Genomic DNA, 20,148 nt, shown 5'->3' with positions numbered 1-20,148 from the left:
TATGTCTTTCAATATCGGCCTTAGCGGTCTCTATGCAGCCAACAAACAACTGGACGTGACCGGCAACAACATCGCCAACGTCGCGACCGCCGGTTTCAAATCGTCCCGCGCAGAATTCGAAGACGTCTACTCTGCCACTCGCCTGGGTAGCGGCAGCAAGGTGATCGGCAACGGCGTGCGTCTGGCTAACGTGTCCCAGCAGTTCACCCAGGGTGACATCAACAACACCGGCAACGTGCTGGACATGGGCATCAACGGTTCCGGTTTCTTCACCATGAGCAACAACGGCTCGATTTCTTACACCCGTGCCGGTACGTTCAAGGTCGACAACGCTGGTTACATCACTAACACCGACTACACCTCGCGTCTGCAAGGTTATGGTGTGGACGCCAACGGCAAGATCATCAACGGCGTACTGACCGACCTGAAGATCGACACCTCGAACCTGGCGCCGAAATCGACTTCCCTGGTGACTTCGAGCATCAACTTGAACTCGACTGCGCCGGTCATTGTTGATACCGGCGCCAGCGCCGTCGTATTCGACCCGGCAAAACTCGAGACGTACACCAAGTCGTTCAGCACGCCGATCTATGACTCTCAGGGCAACTCGCACGTCATGGATCAGTACATGGTGAAAACCGGCCAAAACACCTGGAAGGTTTACACCCTGGTGGACGGGCGCAATCCGGATGCAACCGGTAGCAATCCAGTCACGACGCCTCCGACTGCTTCGACACTGACGTTTGACAGTTCGGGCAATCTGACTCAGGTCAGCACGCCTGACCCGGCAGATCCGGCCAATCCGATCATCAGCAGCGACCTGAGACTGACCGGCTGGGTACCGGGCACAGTGACCAACGGCACCTTTACGCCTAACGGCGCAGCGGCCAACCCGGCTGGCGTGACCATCTCCATGGCCAAGACCACTCAGTACAACGCTGATACCGCGCGTTCGATCCCGACTCAGGATGGTTACGCCACTGGCCAGATCACCAACCTGACCATCGACGGCACGGGTACCTTGTTTGCCAACTTCAGCAACAACCAGAGCAAGGCCATCGGCCAGGTTGCGCTGGCCAGCTTCACCAACGAACAAGGCCTGCAGGCTGTCGGTGGCACCAGCTGGAAAGAGACGTTTGCTTCGGGTATCCCGGGCTACGATGCACCGGAAACCGGTACCCTGGGTTCTATCGCTTCCAACTCGCTGGAAGAGTCCAACGTTAACCTGACCAACGAGCTGGTAGACCTGATCAAGGGCCAGAGCAACTATCAGGCGAACGCCAAGACCATCTCGACTCAGAGCACCATCATGCAGACCATCATTCAGATGACCTGATTCCGGTTTCTGATTGTGCAAGGAAGCCCCTCTTTTGAGGGGCTTTTTTGTGTGCGTTTGTTTTGTGGGCGCAGGTAAATGCTGGCAAAAGAAAACCCCCGACGAACCAGAAGTCTGTCGGGGGTTTCTTTTGTCCGGGAAGTATCAGGCGTCTCGCAACGCCTGAGCGCTCAGCTTATTGGCAAGCTTCGCAATCCGGCTCGTCAATGGCGCAAGCCTTTGGCACGGGTGCCGGACCGGCAGGCGCTGCCAGTACCGAATCTTCGCCGTGGTTGCCGCCGCTGGAAACAGCGTTCAACTTGCCGGTGTTGATGGTCGACTTCTCGGTGCTGGTCGCAGCCAGGGCACGGAGGTAGTAAGTGGTTTTCAGACCACGGTACCAGGCCATGCGGTAGGTCACGTCGAGTTTCTTGCCCGATGCGCCGGCGATGTACAGGTTCAGCGATTGGGCCTGGTCGATCCACTTCTGACGGCGGCTGGCGGCGTCAACGATCCACTTGGTGTCCACTTCAAATGCGGTCGCGTAGAGCTCTTTGAGTTCTTGCGGGATGCGCTCGATCTGCTGAACCGAACCGTCGTAGTACTTCAGGTCGTTGATCATGACCGAGTCCCACAGGCCGCGAGCTTTCAGGTCGCGAACCAGGTACGGGTTGATCACGGTGAACTCGCCCGACAGGTTCGATTTCACATACAGGTTCTGGTAGGTCGGTTCGATGGACTGCGATACGCCAGTGATGTTGGCGATGGTCGCGGTCGGTGCGATGGCCATGATGTTGGAGTTACGAATGCCTTTCTGTACACGGGCGCGAACCGGTGCCCAGTCCAGGGTTTCGTTCAGGTCAACATCGATGTACTTCTGGCCGCGAGCCTCGATCAGGATTTGTTGTGAGTCCAGCGGCAGGATGCCTTTGGACCACAGCGAACCCTGGAACGTCTCGTAGGAACCGCGCTCGTCAGCCAGGTCGCAGGATGCCTGGATCGCGTAGTAGCTGACCGCTTCCATCGACTTGTCGGCGAACTCGACGGCAGCGTCGGAACCGTAAGGGATGTGCTGCAGGTACAGAGCGTCCTGGAAGCCCATGATGCCCAGACCGACCGGGCGGTGCTTGAAGTTGGAGTTCTTCGCTTGTGGCACCGAATAGTAGTTGATGTCGATCACGTTATCGAGCATGCGTACAGCGGTGTTCACGGTGCGTTGCAGCTTGGCGGTGTCCAGCTTGCCATCCACGATGTGGTTCGGCAGGTTGATCGAGCCCAGGTTGCAAACGGCGATCTCGTCCTTGTTGGTGTTCAAGGTGATCTCGGTGCACAGGTTCGAGCTGTGAACCACGCCGACGTGCTGCTGCGGGCTGCGCAGGTTGCACGGGTCTTTGAAGGTCAGCCATGGGTGGCCGGTTTCAAAGAGCATGGAGAGCATTTTGCGCCACAGGTCTTTGGCCTGGATGGTCTTGAACAGTTTGACCTTGCCTGGGTATTCGGTCAGGGCTTCGTAGTACTCGTAGCGCTCTTCGAAGGCTTTACCGGTCAGGTCGTGCAGGTCCGGTACTTCGGATGGCGAGAACAGGGTCCACTTGCCGTCATCGAAGACGCGCTTCATGAACAGGTCAGGAATCCAGTTGGCGGTGTTCATGTCGTGGGTACGACGGCGATCATCACCGGTGTTCTTGCGCAGCTCGATGAACTCTTCGATGTCCATGTGCCAGGTTTCCAGGTAGGCACACACAGCGCCTTTGCGCTTGCCACCCTGGTTAACGGCTACAGCGGTGTCGTTCACCACTTTCAGGAACGGTACAACGCCTTGCGACTTGCCGTTGGTGCCCTTGATGTACGAACCCAGCGCACGCACCGGCGTCCAGTCGTTGCCCAGGCCACCGGCGAATTTCGACAGCATGGCGTTGTCGTGGATCGCGTGGTAGATGCCCGACAGGTCATCCGGCACGGTGGTCAGGTAGCAGCTCGACAGCTGTGGACGCAGGGTGCCGGCGTTGAACAGGGTCGGGGTCGACGACATGTAGTCGAAGGACGACAGCAGGTTGTAGAACTCGATCGCACGGTCTTCTTTCTGCTTCTCTTCGATCGCCAGGCCCATGGCCACGCGCATGAAGAAGATCTGCGGCAGTTCGAAGCGCACGCCATCCTTGTGGATGAAGTAACGGTCGTACAGGGTCTGCAGGCCCAGGTAGGTGAATTGCTGATCACGCTCGTGGTTGATCGCCTTGCCCAGTTTTTCCAGGTCGAAGGAGGCCAGTACAGGGTTCAGCAGTTCGAACTCGATACCTTTGGCGATGTAGGCCGGCAGTGCCTTGGCGTACAGGTCGGCCATTTCGTGGTGAGTGGCGCTTTCGGCCACACCGAGGAAGCCCAGGCCTTCGGCACGCAGGGTGTCCATCAGCAGGCGGGCGGTCACGAACGAGTAGTTCGGCTCACGCTCGACCAGGGTACGGGCGGTCATTACCAGAGCGGTATTGACGTCGGTCAGGGCCACGCCGTCGTACAGGTTCTTCAGGGTTTCGCGCTGGATCAGGTCGCCATCGACTTCTTCCAGACCTTCGCACGCTTCGGTGACGATGGTGTTCAGACGGCCCATGTCCAGCGGCGCCAGGCTGCCGTCGGCACGGGTGATACGGATCGACGGGTGAGCGTTGACCGTTTCAGCGGCGGGCGCGTGGGCAGCGCGCTCTTTCGAACGACCGTCACGGTAGATCACGTAGTCGCGCGCGACTTTCTGCTCGCCGGCACGCATCAGGGCCAGTTCGACCTGGTCCTGGATTTCTTCGATGTGGATGGTGCCGCCCGAAGGCATGCGACGCTTGAAGGTCGCGGTGACCTGTTCGGTCAGGCGGGCAACGGTGTCGTGGATTCGCGACGAAGCGGCAGCGGTGCCGCCCTCAACTGCGAGGAACGCTTTGGTGATAGCGACGGTGATCTTGTCATCGGTGTAAGGAACGACAGTGCCATTGCGCTTGATCACGCGCAGTTGGCCAGGCGCGGTGGCTGCCAGATCCGAATTCGAATCGGCGGCCTGCGGCAAGGTGCCCTGCGGGTTCTCGCGAGTTGTGTCGGTTTGCATGGGTGTCTCCACGTTCTTTATGTTTGTTTGGGCACCATCACGGTGCCCACCGTTCCGTCCTGAAGCACTACAACCGGCACGCGCCGGGCATAACGACTTCGGGACAGTTCAGGAAGTGGGCCTTGTGAGCGCCGCTTCCATGCCGAAGTCTTCGGTCCGCGCGATACGCGCGTGACCGCATTCCTTTCGGGGAGCAGTTTCGCCACTGCAACACCCGTACCGTAAACGCCGTGACCGGCTGAAAACGGTAGCCATCCGCAGGCGCGGTTTGGGCTTCTGAAAATTCGTTTGGTTCAACCCGACAATGGCAATAAAAAGCCTTGAATTCACTGTCGGATTTGTGTTTGGTTTTTTAGCGCCAACCCCTACATGTAGGGTTTTTTTGCGCGCGGGCTACAAGATAATGCGTTTTAGGGGGTGATTGCAACGTACTACCTGTGGATAAGCCTGTGCGTAAATTGTGTAAGAAACTTCGAAGTCCCGTGTAGGCCGCGAACCTGCTGAGCTAGACCGTTTGTCACCGTTTTTCCCCCCGAAAAAACGCTTCAGCGGATTTTTAAGGGCGCGAACCCTATCACAAAAAACCGCCTTGTCCGAACGCATTTACCGACTTGTATTCTGGCTGTGCGCCGTTTATACAATCGGCCCGTGCGCAGGCATTGTTATCCACCTTGAACATGACAAAAGGACGGGAGGATACAAACCAGTGGGCGCGAACCTGCTCGCAAATGCGGTATGTCAAATGACTCAGATGCTGGCTTGTACGACGCCTTCGCGAGCAGGCTCGCTCCCACAAGAAATGGTGTCGAGTCAGACGTTCCTCTTTTATTAATAACAATAGAAAGCAGAGGTCACCGGTGGAGCAACAAGCCTGGCAGGTATTGATCGTCGAGGACGACCAGCGATTGGCCGAATTGACCCGCGATTATCTGCAAGCCAATGGACTGCGGGTGGAAATAGAAGGCAACGGTGCGCTGGCGGCGGCGCGGATCATCAGCGAGCAGCCCGATCTGGTGATCCTCGACCTGATGCTGCCCGGTGAGGATGGCTTGAGTATCTGTCGCAAGGTGCGTGACCGCTATGACGGGCCGATTCTCATGCTCACGGCGCGCACGGATGATGCCGACCAGATCCAGGGGCTCGACCTCGGTGCCGATGATTACGTGTGTAAACCGGTGCGCCCGCGATTGTTACTGGCGCGAATCCAGGCATTGCTGCGACGCAGTGACGCGCTTGAGCCGAGTGTGGAAAAAAGCCGTCGCCTGCAATTCGGTCCGCTGGTGGTCGACAACGCGTTGCGCGAAGCGTGGCTGAGCGATAACGGCATCGAGCTGACCAGCGCCGAATTCGATCTGCTCTGGCTGCTGGTGTCCAACGCCGGACGCATCCTGTCCCGCGAAGAGATTTTCACCGCCCTACGCGGCATCGGCTACGACGGCCAGGACCGCTCCATCGACGTGCGTATTTCGCGCATCCGCCCGAAAATCGGTGACGACCCGGACCACCCGCGCCTGATCAAGACCATTCGCAGCAAAGGCTACCTGTTCGTCCCTGAAGCCTGCGCAGACCTGGCGCTGTGAACTCGATTTTCCTGCGCATCTACGGCGGCATGTGCGCTGCGCTGATTCTGGTGGCGGTGCTTGGCGTGCTGGCATTGAACCTGCTTAATCAGGTGCGCAGCGAGCAGTATCGCGAGCGCCTCGCCCACGGCACGTTTTCATTGATGGCCGACAACCTGATCCCCATGAACGAGACCGAGCGGCATCGCGCGCTGCTGGTGTGGGAGCGTTTGCTGGGTATTCCGCTGGCGCTGAAAAAGGTTGCCGACACCGGTCTCGACCTCTCCCAGCGTACCCGTCTGCAGCGCGGCCAGGCGTTGGTCGAGCAGACCGGGCCGCACGCGGCGAAGGTTTACCGGCTGGTCAGCGACAAGGAACAGTGGGTGCTCACCGGCGAAGTGCAGCAGATCAGCGAACAGCTCGCCCGGGCGACTATTTATCTGTTGGCCGATGAACTGGTGCGCGTGCCCGTGGGCGAGCAGCCGAAACGACTGGCGCAGATAAAGGAAGAGAAGGGCTTCGGCTTCGATCTGCGCCTGGTCACGGTAAATGACGCCGACATGGACGAAGACCAGAGCCGTCGCGTGGCCGAGGGCGATACAGTGATGGCGCTGGGCAAGGGCGGCGATTCGATTCGCGTGTTTGCCGGCATGGTCGGTACGCCGTGGGTGCTGGAAATCGGCCCGCTGTACCAGATGAATCCGTACCCGCCGGAGTGGCTGGTGCTGATCGCTGCACTCGGCCTGACCTTGATCGGCCTGATTGTTTATCTGCTGGTGCGCCAGCTCGAACGCCGTCTACGCGGCCTTGAAGCGGCCGCCACGCGCATCGCCAAGGGCAGTCTGGAAACCCGCGTGCCGGCGCGCGGTGCCGACTCGGTCGGGCGTCTGGCGGCGGCGTTCAACGGCATGGCTGAACACCTGCAACAGTTGCTGGCGATTCAGCGTGAACTGGTGCGCGCGGTGTCTCACGAATTGCGCACGCCGGTGGCGCGCCTGCGTTTCGGCCTGGAGATGATCGGCTCGGCGACCACCCCGCAAGCCCTGGAAAAGTACCGCGAAGGCATGGATCACGATATCGAGGACCTCGATAAGCTGGTCGATGAAATGCTCACCTACGCGCGACTGGAGCAAGGCTCGCCGGCGCTGACCTTTCAGCGCATTGATCTCGATGCACTGGTCAATCAGGTGATCGAGGAGCTGGCGCCGCTGCGCGCCGAGGTCACCGTGCAGCGCGGCCTGTGCCTGTCCGCCGCGGATAACGATGACGCCTGGGTGGAAGCCGAACCGCGCTTTCTGCATCGGGCGTTGCAGAACCTAGTGAGCAACGCCATGCGCCACGCCCGTTCGAAAGTGACGGTGAGTTATCAGGTCGGGCAATTGCGCTGTCGGGTGGATGTCGAGGATGACGGCCCGGGTGTGCCGGAAGTGGCGTGGGAGCGGATTTTTACGCCGTTTCTGCGCCTGGATGACAGCCGCACCCGGGCTTCCGGCGGGCATGGTCTGGGGTTGTCGATTGTGCGGCGGATCATCCACTGGCATGACGGCCGGGCGATCATTGGCAAGAGCAAGAGCCTGGGTGGGGCGTGTTTCAGCCTGAGTTGGCCGAGGAATCAGGAGCGCCGCTAAGTAGTCGCGCTGATTGTGCTGGCCCCCATCGCTGGCTTGCCAGCGATGAGGTCCTGACAGGCGCTAAAGATTTCAGGCTTGAATGCTGACCAGACTCAACAACTGCCCATCCCGCACGCTGAACTGCGCTTCCAGTTCAGTACCGTTGCACCATTCGCTCGACAGATCCGTCAGCAACCGCAGGCGCACTTGACCGGCTTCGGTCCACTCCAGCACTTCAGCATGCTCGAAATAAAAGCGCTGCTGCACGATCGGGTACAGCGCCTTGAACAGACTTTCCTTCACGGAAAACGTCAGCGTCACCCACAACGCCAGCTGATCCCGTGAACCGGCGGCCATTCGCTGCATTTCCGCCGGCGTGAGGATTTCCCCGGCCAAGCGCTCGGCGCGCTCGCTGCTCAACAGGTTTTCCAGATCCATACCCAAACCGCGCCAGTGTTGCTTGTTGGCGACAATCGCCGCCGCGTGCCCGGTGCTGTGGGTGATCGAGCCGCAGATATGCGCCGGCCACACCGGTGCGCGGTCTTCGCCAATTGCCGGTACGACGCTGCTGCCTTCGAGCTGCTGCAACGCCGCACGGGCGCAGATCCGGCCCGCCAGAAACTCGGCCTGACGCTTGGCCACGGAGCGTTGAATGCTCGGCGGCGGCACCACGGCGCTGCGCTGAAAATCATCGCCGAGCAGTTGTGCCGGGTCGAAGCGGGTGCTGAGTAGCACGGTGTCGGGCAACACCGTCGGCAACGGCCAGTGGCTGTCGAGCGGGGTGCAGCAGGCGGGGAGGGTGTGGGTGAGATTCATGGCGGGCATTTTGCCGGTTAGTCGAGGCAAGGTCGAGATTGGCGGTGATGCTTTCGCGAGCAGGCTCGCACACACCGGATCTCTGCCGCCCAGTAGATCCCCTGTGGGAGCGAGCCTGCTCGCGAAGGCCGCGACGCGATTGTGCTGATCAACCAAAGATTTTCTGGAAGAACGCTTTCATGTCCGCCCAGGATTTTTCATCCGCCGCTTTGTTGTAGCCAATGTCCGGGCCACCGTGTTCACCATGGCTCAGGCGATCGGCATCCGGATTGGTGAAACCATGCTTGGCGCCCTCCAGGCTGACGAACGTGTAGTCAGCCCCGGCCTTGTCCATTTCCGATTTGAACGCGGTGACATTGTCCGGGGTGACCATGCTGTCGAGCGCGCCATGCTCCACCAGAATCTTTGCCTTCACGCTGCCGGGGGTGGCCGGTGTCTTGGTGGCCAGCGCACCGTGGAAACTCACCACGCCCGCCAGTGGTTCGCCTCGGCGTGCCGCGTTCAGCACCACGCCGCCGCCAAAGCAGTAGCCGATAGCGGCGATTTTGTTGGCGTCAGTCTGTGGCTGTTTCTTCAGTACGTTCAGCCCGGCGTCGAAACGTTTGCTCGAAGCCGCGGCGTCCGCCGTCGCTGCCTGCATGAACGCCATCGCATCTTTCGGGTGCTCGGTGTTCTTGCCTTCACCGTACATATCAATCGCCAAGGCGCTGTAGCCAAGGCTGGCAAGGTCGCGGGCACGGCGCTTGGCGTAATCGTTCAGGCCCCACCATTCATGCACGACGACGATGCCCGGGCGCTTGCCCTTGATCGCATCGTCATAGGCGTAGTAACCGATCAGCCGGGTGCCGTCGGCGCTCAGGTAGGGGATTTCTTCGGTCTTGATCGCAGCCTGGGTGAGGCTGCTGAGAGCCAGCAAAGTGAGGGCGAGGAACAGGCGCATGGTTGAACTCTCCTAAACGAAGTGGTCAGTTGAGCCTAGTCGATCTGGTTCAGCGCAGGTTCAGAGAGTGTTCAGGGGCGGTACAGGGGCTGGTCAGTAATCTTGCGCCATACCCAAACAGCACTGTGAAAGAGGAAACACCATGAACCGCTTGAATAAACTGCTGCTGGCAATGACCGTAATGACCGCCAGTATCGCTGCCCACGCCGACACCACTTCGAACTTCGCCGGCCTGACTTTCGGCCAGACCAGCGACAAGATCAAAAAGTCCAACGCGCTGAACGACAACCTCGGCCACCCGGACGCCACGGCTGCCATCGACGGCAATAACACCTACGGCGTGCGCGTCGGTCAGCAAAACAGTCAGGGTCGCTACTACGCCACCTACGACAACGTGTCGGGCTCGCACAATGGCATTAAACTGCGTCAGGAAAACCTGCTGGGCAGCTACGATCTGTTCTACCCGGTGGGCGGCAGCACCAAATTGTTCGGTGGTGCCACGGCCGGTCTGACCAAACTGACCCAGAATTCGCCGAGCTACAGCCGCGACAGTGATATCGGTTATGCCGTCGGCGGCCAGTTCGGTGTGTTGCAGAAAGTATCGCAAAACACCTCGGTCGAACTCGGTTACCGTTACCTGCGCAGCAACGCCAGCACCGAGATGAGCGAGCGCGGCGGCAGCAAGCAAGGCTCGCTGGATTTGACCAGCAGCGCCCAGACTTACCTGTCGGCCAACTACAATTTCTAAGGAGCGAATCGCCTTGGAACCCTGAGGGGGCGAGCTTGCTCGCGAAAGCGACGGTTCATTCAACATCATCGTTGACTGAATAACCGCCTTCGCGAGCAAGCTCGCTCCCACAGGTGGTTGTGGAGATTTCAAGTGATTAGGAGAAGGTCATGAAACTGTTGGTCGTTGAAGATGAAGCGCTGTTGCGCCATCACCTGCAAACCCGCCTCACGGAGAGCGGTCATGTGGTCGAGTCAGTGGCCAATGCCGAAGAGGCGCTGTACCAGACCGGGCAGTTCAATTTTGACCTGGCGGTGATCGACCTCGGCCTGCCGGGCATGGGCGGCCTGGACCTGATCCGTCAGTTGCGCTCGGGCGGCAAGACCTTCCCGATCCTGATCCTTACCGCGCGCGGCAACTGGCAGGACAAGGTCGAGGGCCTCGCCGCCGGCGCTGATGACTACGTGGTCAAGCCGTTCCAGTTCGAAGAGCTTGACGCGCGCCTGAATGCCCTGCTGCGCCGCTCCAGTGGCTTCACCCAGTCGACCATCGTCGCCGGCCCGTTGCTGCTCGATCTGAACCGCAAACAGGCAACCCTCGATGAGCAACCGCTGGCGCTGACCGCCTACGAATACCGCATCCTCGAATACCTGATGCGCCATCACCAGCAAGTGGTGCCCAAGGACCGCTTGATGGAGCAACTGTACCCGGACGACGACGAGCGCGATCCGAACGTGATCGAAGTGCTGGTCGGGCGCCTGCGCCGCAAGCTCGAAGGCCCGGCGGGGTTCAAGCCCATCGACACCGTGCGCGGCCTCGGCTACCTGTTCAATGAGCGCTGCACTTGATCCGTTCGCTTCGCGTAAGGCTGATGCTCGCCGCCACCACGCTGGCGGTGTTGTTCATGCTTGCCTTGCTCCCGGCGATGCAGGGCGCGTTCAGCCTTGCGTTGCAGGACTCGATCGAGCAGCGGCTGGCTTCGGATGTCACCACGCTGATCTCCGCCGCACGCGTTGAGGGTGGCCGCCTGGTGATGCCGATGCAGTTGCCGGATGAGCGCTTCAATCTCGCCGACTTCCGTTTGCTCGGTTACATCTACGACCGCGACGGGCATCTGGTCTGGCGCTCGAAATCCACCCAGGAAGAGCACATCAACTACACGCCGCGCTATGACGGCCTCGGCAACGAGTTCGCGCGGATTCGTGAGTCCAACGGCCAGGAATTCTTCGTTTACGACGTTGAAGTCAAACTGCTCGGCGGCAAAAGTGCGGCGTTCAGCATCGTCGCCCTGCAACCGGTGCGCGAATACGAAAGCACCCTCGAAGGCCTGCGGGAAAATCTCTACCTCGGTTTCGGTGCAGCGTTGCTGGTGCTCCTGGCGCTGTTGTGGATCGGCCTGACCTGGGGCCTCAAGGCCTTGCGCCGGCTTAGCCAGGAACTCGACGAGATCGAAAGCGGCACCCGCGAAAGCCTCACCGAACAACACCCGCGCGAACTGCTGCGCCTGACCGGTTCGCTCAACCGCTTGTTGCTCAGCGAGCGGCAGCAACGCAGCCGTTATCGCGACTCCCTCGATGACCTCGCACACAGCCTGAAAACCCCGTTGGCGGTGCTGCAAGGCGTCAGTGAAGACATGGCCCAGCGCCCGGCAGATCGCGATCAGGCCTGGGTGCTGCAAAGCCAGATCGAGCGCATGAGCCAGCAGATCGGCTACCAACTGCAGCGGGCCAGCCTGCGCAAAAGCGGTCTGGTGCGCCATCAGGTGCGGCTGCAACCGGTACTCAAAAGCCTGTGCGACACGCTGGACAAGGTCTATCGCGACAAACACGTGCGCGTGGCATTCGATCTGCCGGAGCACTGTTACGTGCCCATTGAGCACGGTGCTTTGCTGGAAATGATGGGCAACTTGCTGGAGAACGCGTATCGCCTGTGTCTGGGCGAAGTGCGCATCAGCGTGCGCGAGGCCCTGGCCGGGGTGGAGTTGTGCGTCGAGGACGACGGCCCGGGCGTTCCGCCGGATCAGCGGGCGCGGATTCTGGAGCGCGGCGAGCGACTGGATCGGCAGCATCCGGGGCAGGGGATCGGGTTGGCGGTGGTCAAGGACATCATCGAAAGCTACAACGCCAAGCTGATGCTGGGTGATTCGCCGATGGGCGGGGCGGCGTTCAGGATTCATTTTCCGGCGGTTTAGACGCCGGCCTTGCCGGCCCAGTCGCTGGCAAGCCAGCGATGGGCCGAGTGAATTCACCGCAGGACTCAGGGATTACTTCAATGCTCCTGCGCCCGATAAGCCCCTGGCGTCAGCCCCGTCCACTTCTTGAACGCCCGATGAAACGCGGACGGTTCGGAAAACCCTAACTGCTCGGCAATCTGTTGCAACGACAGATCCGCCCGTCCCAAATGATAAATGGCGATATCCCGCCGCAACTGATCCTTCAACTCCTGAAAACTGGTGCCTTCCTCGCGCAGATGCCGGCGCAGGGTCTGCGGGCTGATGTGCAGGTGCGCCGCCACGGCGTCCAGATCCGGCCAGCGCGCTGTGTCCCGACTGAGCAAGCGGCGCAAACGGCTGCTCAGGCTATCGCCGTCATCCGGGCGTGAGAGCAGGTCGGCGGGGGAGCGTTCGAGGAAGTGTTTGAGGGTGCGCTCGTCCTGCAACAACGGCATGTTCAGGTAGCGACTGTGAAACAGCAGGCTGCTCTGCTCGGTGCCGAAGGTCAGAGGGCAGGGGAACAGCAGATCGTATTCGGCGCCGTGGCCCGGTCTGGCATAGCTGAACGTCGCCTGCTCGAGACGGATGCGCTGGCCGATCAGCCAACTGCCCAAACGGTGCCAGATCACCAGCAGGCTTTCGCTGAGAAAGTGATCCGGGTCCCACCATGACGAATCATCGAGGCTCAGGCGCACCCATTCGTTTTCGCGGCGCAGGCTCAGGCGCGGGGCGTCGGGGAACAGGCTGTAAAACAACAGGCCGCGTTGCAGAGCCTTCTCCAGATTGCGGCAGTGAATCGAGGCGTGGCACATCATGGCGAAGCTGCCGGTTTTGCTCGGCCCGCTGCCGAAACCCAGGTACTCGTCGTCCAGCGCCAGCCACAGGCCCTGGATCAACCGGGTGAACTGTTCCGGAGCAAGCCGCGCGCGTGGCTCGTCGAGCAATTCGGGGCTGATGCCCAGTTGCTGCAACAGCTCCGTGTAGTCGAACCCCGCGCGCCGCGCGCCCCCCAGGGCGGCACGGGCGAAATGACTGGCAATGGTGCGTTCGCGCATAAGCGGCAGATCCTTCCTCAGGCGCCGGATGGTAGCTGGGGACGGCGCGGGGCAACAAGGCGGATTTCCGCCAAATTGTAGGACGAGAAGCGGCGAGGTGGCGGAAATCCGCCAAGCCTGCGCGCGGGGATGGTGGCATCCATTCCCCCGAAAACCCTGATATCAAAAGGCTTGCTGCCTGTCGCACCAAAGTGGCACGACGTTTGCCATACAAGCCACAGAAGCGTGCGTTTCACCTCATGGAAAAACGCTGCTCCAACAACAAATCCCTCCAGTGCAGGAGGGTTCGCAATTAAGGTTTCGCGGCCAACAGATGGATGTTGCTACGCGGGACGCTTGAGGAAATCTGCAATGACGACTCGTCAGCCACTGTACAAATCCCTGTATTTCCAGGTGATCGTTGCCATCGCCATCGGCATCCTGCTTGGTCACTTCTACCCTCAGACCGGTGTGGCCCTCAAGCCGCTGGGTGACGGCTTCATCAAACTGATCAAAATGGTCATCGCGCCGATCATCTTCTGTACCGTTGTCAGCGGCATCGCCGGCATGCAGAACATGAAATCCGTGGGCAAGACCGGCGGCTATGCGCTGCTGTACTTCGAAATCGTTTCGACCATTGCCCTGCTGATCGGTCTGGTCGTGGTCAACGTTGTGCAACCGGGCGCCGGCATGCACATCGACGTCACCACTCTGGACGCCTCGAAAATCGCCACTTATGTGACGGCCAGTAAAGACCAGAGCATTGTCGGCTTCCTCCTCAATGTGATCCCGAACACCATCGTCGGTGCGTTCGCCACCGGTGACATCCTGCAAGTGCTGATGTTCTCGGTGATCTTCGGTTACGCCCTGCATCGCCTCGGCTCGTATGGCCGTCCGCTGCTGGACCTGATCGATCGCTTCGCTCACGTGATGTTCAACATCATCAACATGATCATGAAGCTGGCGCCACTGGGTGCGTTTGGTGCCATGGCCTTCACCATCGGCGCCTACGGTGTCGGCTCGCTGGTGCAGTTGGGTCAACTGATGATCTGCTTCTACATCACCTGCGTGCTGTTCGTCGTGGTGGTGCTGGGTGCGATCTGCCGTGCTCACGGTTTCAGCGTGCTCAAGCTGGTGCGTTACATCCGTGAAGAACTGCTGATCGTATTGGGTACGTCCTCGTCGGAATCGGCATTGCCTCGCATGCTGATCAAGATGGAGCGTCTGGGCGCGAAGAAATCGGTAGTGGGTCTGGTAATCCCGACCGGTTACTCGTTCAACCTCGACGGTACTTCGATCTACCTGACCATGGCGGCCGTGTTCATCGCTCAGGCGACCGACACCCACATGGACATCACCCACCAGATCACCCTGCTGCTGGTATTGCTGCTGTCCTCCAAAGGCGCGGCTGGCGTGACCGGTTCGGGCTTCATCGTACTGGCTGCCACGCTGTCGGCAGTAGGTCACCTGCCGGTGGCCGGTCTGGCGCTGATCCTCGGTATCGACCGCTTCATGTCCGAAGCCCGCGCACTGACCAACCTGGTCGGTAACGCTGTTGCGACCATCGTGGTTGCCAAGTGGGTCAAGGAGCTGGATACCGATCAACTGCAAACCGAGCTGGCCTCGGGCGGTCGTGGTATCACGGACGAGCGTGAAGAAGATGACCTGGGTGTGGCTGAAGGCCCAACCCCGAGCGGTGTGAAGTAAGCATTGCCTGCATGAAAAAACCCGCTTCGGCGGGTTTTTTCTTGCCTGCTGTTTGAGCATTACGGTCACACCTGCTGACACTTGCGGTGATTGCCGTTAGTGGTATCGCTGCCTAGGCTGAGAGCATCGCCCAAGGAGTTCGCCCATGTCTGCACCGCTGGCCTCACTGAAGATCCTCGATTTCTCGACGCTGCTGCCGGGGCCGTTCGCCTCGCTGTTGCTGGCGGACATGGGCGCCGAGGTGCTGCGCATCGAATCGCCGACGCGCCTGGATCTGCTGCGCGTATTGCCGCCCCATGATGACGGGGTCTCGGCCAGTCACGCCTATCTGAACCGCAACAAGCGCAGTCTGGCGCTGGACCTGAAACAGCCCGAGGCGCTGGAGGTGGTCAGGCAATTGCTGGCCGATTACGACATCGTCCTTGAACAGTTCCGCCCTGGGGTGATGGAGCGTTTGGGGTTGGGTTATGCAGCGCTGAAGGCGATCAACCCGAAGCTGATTTACGTGTCGATCACCGGCTACGGCCAGACCGGGCCGTACAAGGATCGCGCCGGGCATGACATCAACTACCTGGCGCTGGCGGGGCTCGCCAGCCATACCGGTCGCGCCGACAGCGGGCCGTTGCCATTGGGCATGCAGGTGGCGGATGTCGCTGGAGGTTCATTGCACGGAGTGATTGGCTTGCTCGCGGCAGTGATTGCCCGTCAGCAGACAGGGCAGGGCACGCACCTGGATGTGAGCATGACCGACTGCGCGTTCAGCCTCAATGCCATGTCTGGCGCGGGGTATCTGGCCTGCGGCGAAGAGCCGGGTTGGGAAGACCAGATGCTCAATGGCGGCAGCTTTTACGACTATTACCGCTCTCGCGATGGACGCTGGATGTCGGTGGGCAGTCTGGAACCCGGGTTCATGCAGCAACTGTGTGTGGCGCTGGGCCGGCCGGAGCTGGCAGCGCAGGGTCTGTCGCCCAGGCCTGAACAGCAACGGGCGTTGAAATATGCGCTGACGGTCGAGTTCGAGAAGCATGACTTTGCCGAGTTGTGCGAAATGTTTGCCGGGATCGATGCGTGTGTGGAGCCGGTGTTGAGTCTGGGTGAAGCGGTAAGCCATCCGCAGTTGCAGGCTCGGGAGCTGGTGACGCAGGTGCCGCGTGGCGATGGTTCGACCCAGGCGCAGATGGCCTGTCCGCTGAAGTTTTCCGAAGCGTTGCCGGCGCCGCGACATGTCGGGGCAGTGTTGGGGCAGCATACGGATCAGGTGTTGGGGGAGTTGGGGCTTAGTGCTGAGCGGATTGCTGAATTGCGTTCATCCAAAGTGATTCTTTAGTGCCTGTACCGACCCTTTCGCGAGCAAGCTCGCTCCCACAGGAGATTGCATTCCTGGGTGGGAGCGAGCTTGCTCGCGAAGAGGCCAGAACAGGCAATAAAAAACTGACTATTCGACGCGCATCTCACCACTGAACACCAACGTGCTCCGGCATCGGCGACACAAATACCGCCGCCCCTGCCGCACCAGGCTGTGGCGCTGCGCCGAGAACGGAAAATCACTGTCGGCGCACGGGCACTTGTAGATGTAGCGCGTCACGCTGCGGCGTTTCACGGCATAGGTGTGGCAGCGATCCGGCGGCAGTTCGTAAACGCCGCGCATGATCAGTTGCCATTCTTCGCCGTGAGGCTGGATGCGGTCGCCAAACAGTTGATGGGCGATCAGGTGCGCGACTTCGTGAGCCACGGTTTGCTTGAGGAAGTGCTCGGCATTTTCCCGGTACAGCTGCGGGTTGAAGCGCAGCAGGTTCTCGTGCAGATGCGCGACCCCGGCTTTCTGTCCGCGCAGCTTGAGGCTCACGACGGGGCGTGGGAAGGAACGTTTGAAAAAGGATTCTGCGAGTTGGTAACAGTCTTCGACGCGGGTATTGAGTTGCTCGGGCATGCTTGATGGGTCTCCAGAGGCATCGAGTATGCCGCAACCCCGTGTGCTTGCGAATCGCCGAGCTGCCGAATGGTCATGCTCCCTGCAAGAAGGCCGCCTTGCGGCGGCCTGTATTGGCAGATGTTGTTTTTCTCGGGAAGTCAGTTGGTGTACACGGGCCCGACGCCCAGTCCCCAGACAATCACGGTAAACGCCATGATGGCCACCAGCACCACCAGGCCCACCGCCAGCACCGAGCTGGAAAACAGGAAACCCTCATCCGACGGAATATTCATGAAGGTCGGCAAGCCCACATACAGCAGGTAAACCGTGTAGCAGATGGCGGCCGTGCCGACGATCATCCCCAGCCACATGTGTGGATACAGGGCCGCGAGTCCGCCAACGAACAACGGTGTCGCGGTGTACGTCGCAAATGCCACGCAGCGCGCCAGACTCGGGTTGGCGTCGTAAGTGCGCGCCATCCAGTGCACGAACGCGCCCATCACCGCAACGCCGCCGAGCATCGCCAGATACGACATGACCGTCATCCAGATCGCGCTTTCGACGGTCAGCATCACCGGCGCACGGTTGCCGATCACCCAGCCAACCTGAGTGGTGCCGATAAACGCCGAGACAGCGGGGATCGCCGCCAGAATCAGCGTGTGCGTCAGGTACATGTGGCTGATGCTTTCCTCTTGGTCGCCACGAATTTCCTTCCATTCCTGATCGGGGTGGGTAAAAAGTCCCACTACGTGATGGATCATGCCAGTCACTCCTCTTGTTATTGCCATCGCCCCCCAGCGGAGCGCCTACGGGCCAATGAGGCCGAGCAAATTCAGGTCTTCAGATGTGTGCGACCTTAATTTGCAGTATAGAAAGGACTTGCCCGCACAGGTATCAGGGGCTTAGAGCAAATCGCGCTGTAAACACGGGGCTTAATCGCCTCGGGGTCTGTGCAGGTGCAGTCGGCGGGCGGCGACAACCTATGCCCACAACCCCGGGGTTTTTGCGTAAAATGCCGGCCTTTCGTCACACCTCACGGATTTCGCGTCATGGGCACTCTTACGGTCAACCAGAACAAACTGCAAAAGCGCCTGCGCCGCCAGGCCGGCGAAGCGGTCGCCGATTTCAACATGATTGAAGATGGCGACAAGGTCATGGTCTGCCTGTCCGGCGGCAAGGACAGCTACACCATGCTCGACGTGCTGCTGCACCTGCAGAAGGTTGCGCCGATCAAATTCGAGATCGTCGCCGTGAACATGGACCAGAAGCAGCCGGGCTTTCCCGAGCACGTGCTGCCGGCCTACCTGAAAGAACTGGGCGTCGAGTACCACATCGTCGAGAAAGACACCTACTCGGTGGTCAAGGAGCTGATTCCGGAAGGCAAGACCACTTGCTCGCTGTGCTCGCGCCTGCGTCGCGGCACGCTGTATACCTTTGCTGATGAAATCGGCGCGACGAAGATGGCCCTCGGTCACCACCGCGATGACATCGTCGAGACGTTCTTCCTCAACATGTTCTTCAACGGCACCCTCAAGGCGATGCCGCCGAAGCTGCGCGCCGACGACGGCCGCAATGTGGTGATCCGCCCGCTGGCGTACTGCAACGAAAAAGACATCCAGGCCTATTCGGACCTCAAGGAATTTCCGATCATCCCGTGCAACCTCTGCGGTTCGCAGGAAAACCTGCAGCGTCAGGTGGTCAAGGAAATGCTTCAGGAGTGGGACCGCAAGACGCCGGGCCGAACCGAATCGATCTTCCGCAGTCTGCAGAACGTGGTGCCTTCGCAACTGGCCGACCGCAATCTGTTCGACTTCACCAGCCTGAAGATCGACGAGACCGCCGCGTCGCGCTTCGTTAACGTCGTCAACCTGTAAACACAATTCAAATGTGGGAGCGAGCCTGCTCGCGAAAGCGGTGTGTCATTCAACTGATTTGTTGACTGAAACTTCCACTTCGCGAGCAGGCTCGCTCCCACATTGGTTTCTTCGCTTCATTCGATAGGAGAGGGCATGCGCGATTACAAGTGGCTGCACGAATACTGTCTGAACCGCTTCGGTTCGGCGGCTGAACTGGAAGCCCATCTGCCCGTTCCCAAGACCCCGGCGCAATTGCGCAAGATCAGCGACGACCGTTACCTCTCGACCATGGCCCTGCGCGTGTTCCGCGCCGGCCTCAAGCACAGCCTGGTGGACGCCAAGTGGCCGGCCTTCGAAGAAGTGTTCTTCAAGTTCGACCCGGAAAAAGTCGTGCTGATGAGCGCCGAACACCTTGAGCGCCTGATGCAGGATGCGCGGATCATCCGCCACCTCGGCAAGCTCAAGAGCGTGCCGCGCAATGCGCAGTTCATTCTTGATGTCGAGAAGGAGAAGGGCAGTTTCGGCGCGCTGATCGCCGACTGGCCAGTGACCGATATCGTCGGCCTGTGGACCTATCTGAAAAAGCATGGTCATCAGTTGGGCGGGCTGTCGGCGCCGCGCTTTTTGCGCATGGTCGGCAAGGATACGTTCGTGCCGAGCTACGACGTGGTCGCGGCGCTGAATGCGCAGAAGATCGTCGACAAAGTGCCAACCAGTCAGCGTGATCTGGCGATTGTGCAGGACGCTTTCAATCAGTGGCATGAACAGAGCGGTGGGCGGCCGATGAGCCAGATTTCGATGATGCTCGCCTACACAGTGAATCATTAAGACTGCGTCGCCCCATTCGCGAGCAAGCCCGCTCCCACAGGGTTTTGTATGGATCACAATATTGTGTTTCAACACGGACCCTGTGGGAGCTGGCTTGCCAGCGATGGCGGTCTGTCAGGCGACGGAAGTCTCACCCTCGCCGGCCAGTCTGCGATTCAGTTGATACCGCCAGCGCACATACAGCAGCGCCGAGCAGAACACCGCCAGGCTCGCGACCATCTCCAGCACACCGAACAGTTGCCGGTTCGGGTCATACGCCGCCAGTGCGCCTTTGATGAAGTACAGATTCACCACGAAACACATCCACGAATGCCCGCGTGCGCTGCCCATGATCATCGCCGGCGCGAGAATGATCCACGGGATCAGCTCGACCAGCAGAATCACCCACGGCCGTGCACCGTGCAGGTCGGCGAACAGCAGGTAGTAGGCCGCCAGCAAACCGGCAAGAGCAAAAAAACTCAGCAGGCTGAGCACCCGCATCGCCTTCACCCTCGGCTCAAGCCACTCGACCGAGGGCAGAATCTTCGGCTTCTTCGCCATC

17 protein-coding genes are annotated in these 20,148 nt (G+C 60.2%); 10 read left to right on the top strand and 7 right to left on the bottom strand.

Features of this window, described 5'->3' with window-relative positions; genetic code table 11:
- Position 1: 1 nt before the first annotated feature.
- Positions 2–1,336, top strand: coding sequence for a flagellar hook protein FlgE (flgE, locus tag AACY19_RS17715; protein ID WP_339452356.1), 1,335 nt, complete (start codon positions 2–4; stop codon positions 1,334–1,336).
- 175 nt (positions 1,337–1,511) lie between these two features.
- On the opposite strand, the gene AACY19_RS17710 is transcribed toward flgE, so the two are convergent.
- Positions 1,512–4,406 carry a ribonucleoside-diphosphate reductase subunit alpha gene (locus tag AACY19_RS17710; RefSeq protein WP_339452354.1) on the bottom strand — a complete coding sequence of 965 codons (2,895 nt, stop codon included), beginning with the start codon at positions 4,404–4,406 and terminating at the stop codon, positions 1,512–1,514.
- An 857-nt stretch (positions 4,407–5,263) separates the two neighbouring features.
- On the opposite strand from AACY19_RS17710, the gene AACY19_RS17705 reads away from it, so the two are divergent.
- Both AACY19_RS17705 and AACY19_RS17700 read left to right on the top strand, forming a co-directional pair.
- Complete coding sequence (locus AACY19_RS17705; RefSeq protein ID WP_339452352.1) at positions 5,264–5,986, top strand: response regulator; 723 nt, start codon at positions 5,264–5,266, stop codon at positions 5,984–5,986.
- Entirely contained in the window at positions 5,983–7,593 is a 1,611-nt protein-coding gene (locus tag AACY19_RS17700) for an ATP-binding protein (RefSeq protein ID WP_339452350.1), read from the top strand. The genes AACY19_RS17705 and AACY19_RS17700 overlap by 4 nt, the downstream gene beginning before the upstream one ends.
- Before the next feature lie 72 nt (positions 7,594–7,665).
- Here AACY19_RS17700 and AACY19_RS17695 read toward each other — a convergent pair whose 3' ends face one another.
- Entirely contained in the window at positions 7,666–8,391 is a 726-nt protein-coding gene (locus AACY19_RS17695) for a 4'-phosphopantetheinyl transferase family protein (protein ID WP_339452348.1), read from the bottom strand.
- Positions 8,392–8,539: 148 nt separating this feature from the next.
- A complete protein-coding gene (locus tag AACY19_RS17690) occupies positions 8,540–9,331 on the bottom strand; it encodes a dienelactone hydrolase family protein (protein ID WP_339452346.1) in 792 nt (263 codons plus the stop codon).
- A 142-nt stretch (positions 9,332–9,473) separates the two neighbouring features.
- Between AACY19_RS17690 and AACY19_RS17685 the strand changes: the two genes are divergently transcribed.
- The 3 genes from AACY19_RS17685 to AACY19_RS17675 all read left to right on the top strand — a co-directional run bounded on the left by AACY19_RS17685 (position 9,474) and on the right by AACY19_RS17675 (position 12,249).
- Positions 9,474–10,079, top strand: coding sequence for a hypothetical protein (locus AACY19_RS17685; RefSeq protein WP_339452344.1), 606 nt, complete (start codon positions 9,474–9,476; stop codon positions 10,077–10,079).
- A 149-nt stretch (positions 10,080–10,228) separates the two neighbouring features.
- The gene (locus tag AACY19_RS17680; RefSeq protein ID WP_008079190.1) at positions 10,229–10,906 is read left to right on the top strand and encodes a response regulator transcription factor; all 678 of its coding nucleotides are present in this window, start codon (positions 10,229–10,231) and stop codon (positions 10,904–10,906) included.
- On the top strand, positions 10,903–12,249 hold the full coding sequence (locus tag AACY19_RS17675) for an ATP-binding protein (RefSeq protein ID WP_339452341.1): 1,347 nt from the start codon (positions 10,903–10,905) through the stop codon (positions 12,247–12,249). Before AACY19_RS17680 ends, AACY19_RS17675 begins: the two co-directional genes overlap by 4 nt.
- Positions 12,250–12,326: 77 nt before the next feature.
- Here AACY19_RS17675 and AACY19_RS17670 read toward each other — a convergent pair whose 3' ends face one another.
- Positions 12,327–13,325 carry an AraC family transcriptional regulator gene (locus tag AACY19_RS17670; protein WP_339452339.1) on the bottom strand — a complete coding sequence of 333 codons (999 nt, stop codon included), beginning with the start codon at positions 13,323–13,325 and terminating at the stop codon, positions 12,327–12,329.
- Positions 13,326–13,676: 351 nt separating this feature from the next.
- On the opposite strand from AACY19_RS17670, the gene AACY19_RS17665 reads away from it, so the two are divergent.
- Positions 13,677–15,011 carry a dicarboxylate/amino acid:cation symporter gene (locus AACY19_RS17665; RefSeq protein WP_339452337.1) on the top strand — a complete coding sequence of 445 codons (1,335 nt, stop codon included), beginning with the start codon at positions 13,677–13,679 and terminating at the stop codon, positions 15,009–15,011.
- A 145-nt stretch (positions 15,012–15,156) separates the two neighbouring features.
- Complete coding sequence (locus AACY19_RS17660; RefSeq protein WP_339452335.1) at positions 15,157–16,338, top strand: CaiB/BaiF CoA transferase family protein; 1,182 nt, start codon at positions 15,157–15,159, stop codon at positions 16,336–16,338.
- A 108-nt stretch (positions 16,339–16,446) separates the two neighbouring features.
- Here AACY19_RS17660 and AACY19_RS17655 read toward each other — a convergent pair whose 3' ends face one another.
- Both AACY19_RS17655 and AACY19_RS17650 read right to left on the bottom strand, forming a co-directional pair.
- Positions 16,447–16,941: a SprT family zinc-dependent metalloprotease gene (locus tag AACY19_RS17655; protein ID WP_339452333.1), complete on the bottom strand. Its 495-nt coding sequence runs from the start codon at positions 16,939–16,941 to the stop codon at positions 16,447–16,449.
- A gap of 140 nt (positions 16,942–17,081) precedes the next feature.
- Positions 17,082–17,684, bottom strand: coding sequence for a Yip1 family protein (locus AACY19_RS17650; protein WP_007917515.1), 603 nt, complete (start codon positions 17,682–17,684; stop codon positions 17,082–17,084).
- A gap of 288 nt (positions 17,685–17,972) precedes the next feature.
- On the opposite strand from AACY19_RS17650, the gene ttcA reads away from it, so the two are divergent.
- Entirely contained in the window at positions 17,973–18,797 is an 825-nt protein-coding gene (gene ttcA, locus AACY19_RS17645; RefSeq protein ID WP_339452329.1) for a tRNA 2-thiocytidine(32) synthetase TtcA, read from the top strand.
- A 135-nt stretch (positions 18,798–18,932) separates the two neighbouring features.
- The gene (locus AACY19_RS17640) at positions 18,933–19,607 is read left to right on the top strand and encodes a DNA-3-methyladenine glycosylase I (protein WP_339452327.1); all 675 of its coding nucleotides are present in this window, start codon (positions 18,933–18,935) and stop codon (positions 19,605–19,607) included.
- 114 nt (positions 19,608–19,721) lie between these two features.
- Here AACY19_RS17640 and AACY19_RS17635 read toward each other — a convergent pair whose 3' ends face one another.
- The gene (locus AACY19_RS17635) at positions 19,722–20,147 is read right to left on the bottom strand and encodes a DUF2069 domain-containing protein (RefSeq protein ID WP_339452325.1); all 426 of its coding nucleotides are present in this window, start codon (positions 20,145–20,147) and stop codon (positions 19,722–19,724) included.
- Position 20,148 lies beyond the last annotated feature (1 nt).

The sequence above is a fragment of the Pseudomonas sp. EA_5y_Pfl2_R50 genome (genome assembly GCF_963970475.1).
In the GTDB taxonomy this organism is placed as follows: Bacteria; Pseudomonadota; Gammaproteobacteria; order Pseudomonadales; family Pseudomonadaceae; genus Aquipseudomonas.
This window is presented reverse-complemented; position numbering and strand designations above follow the sequence as displayed.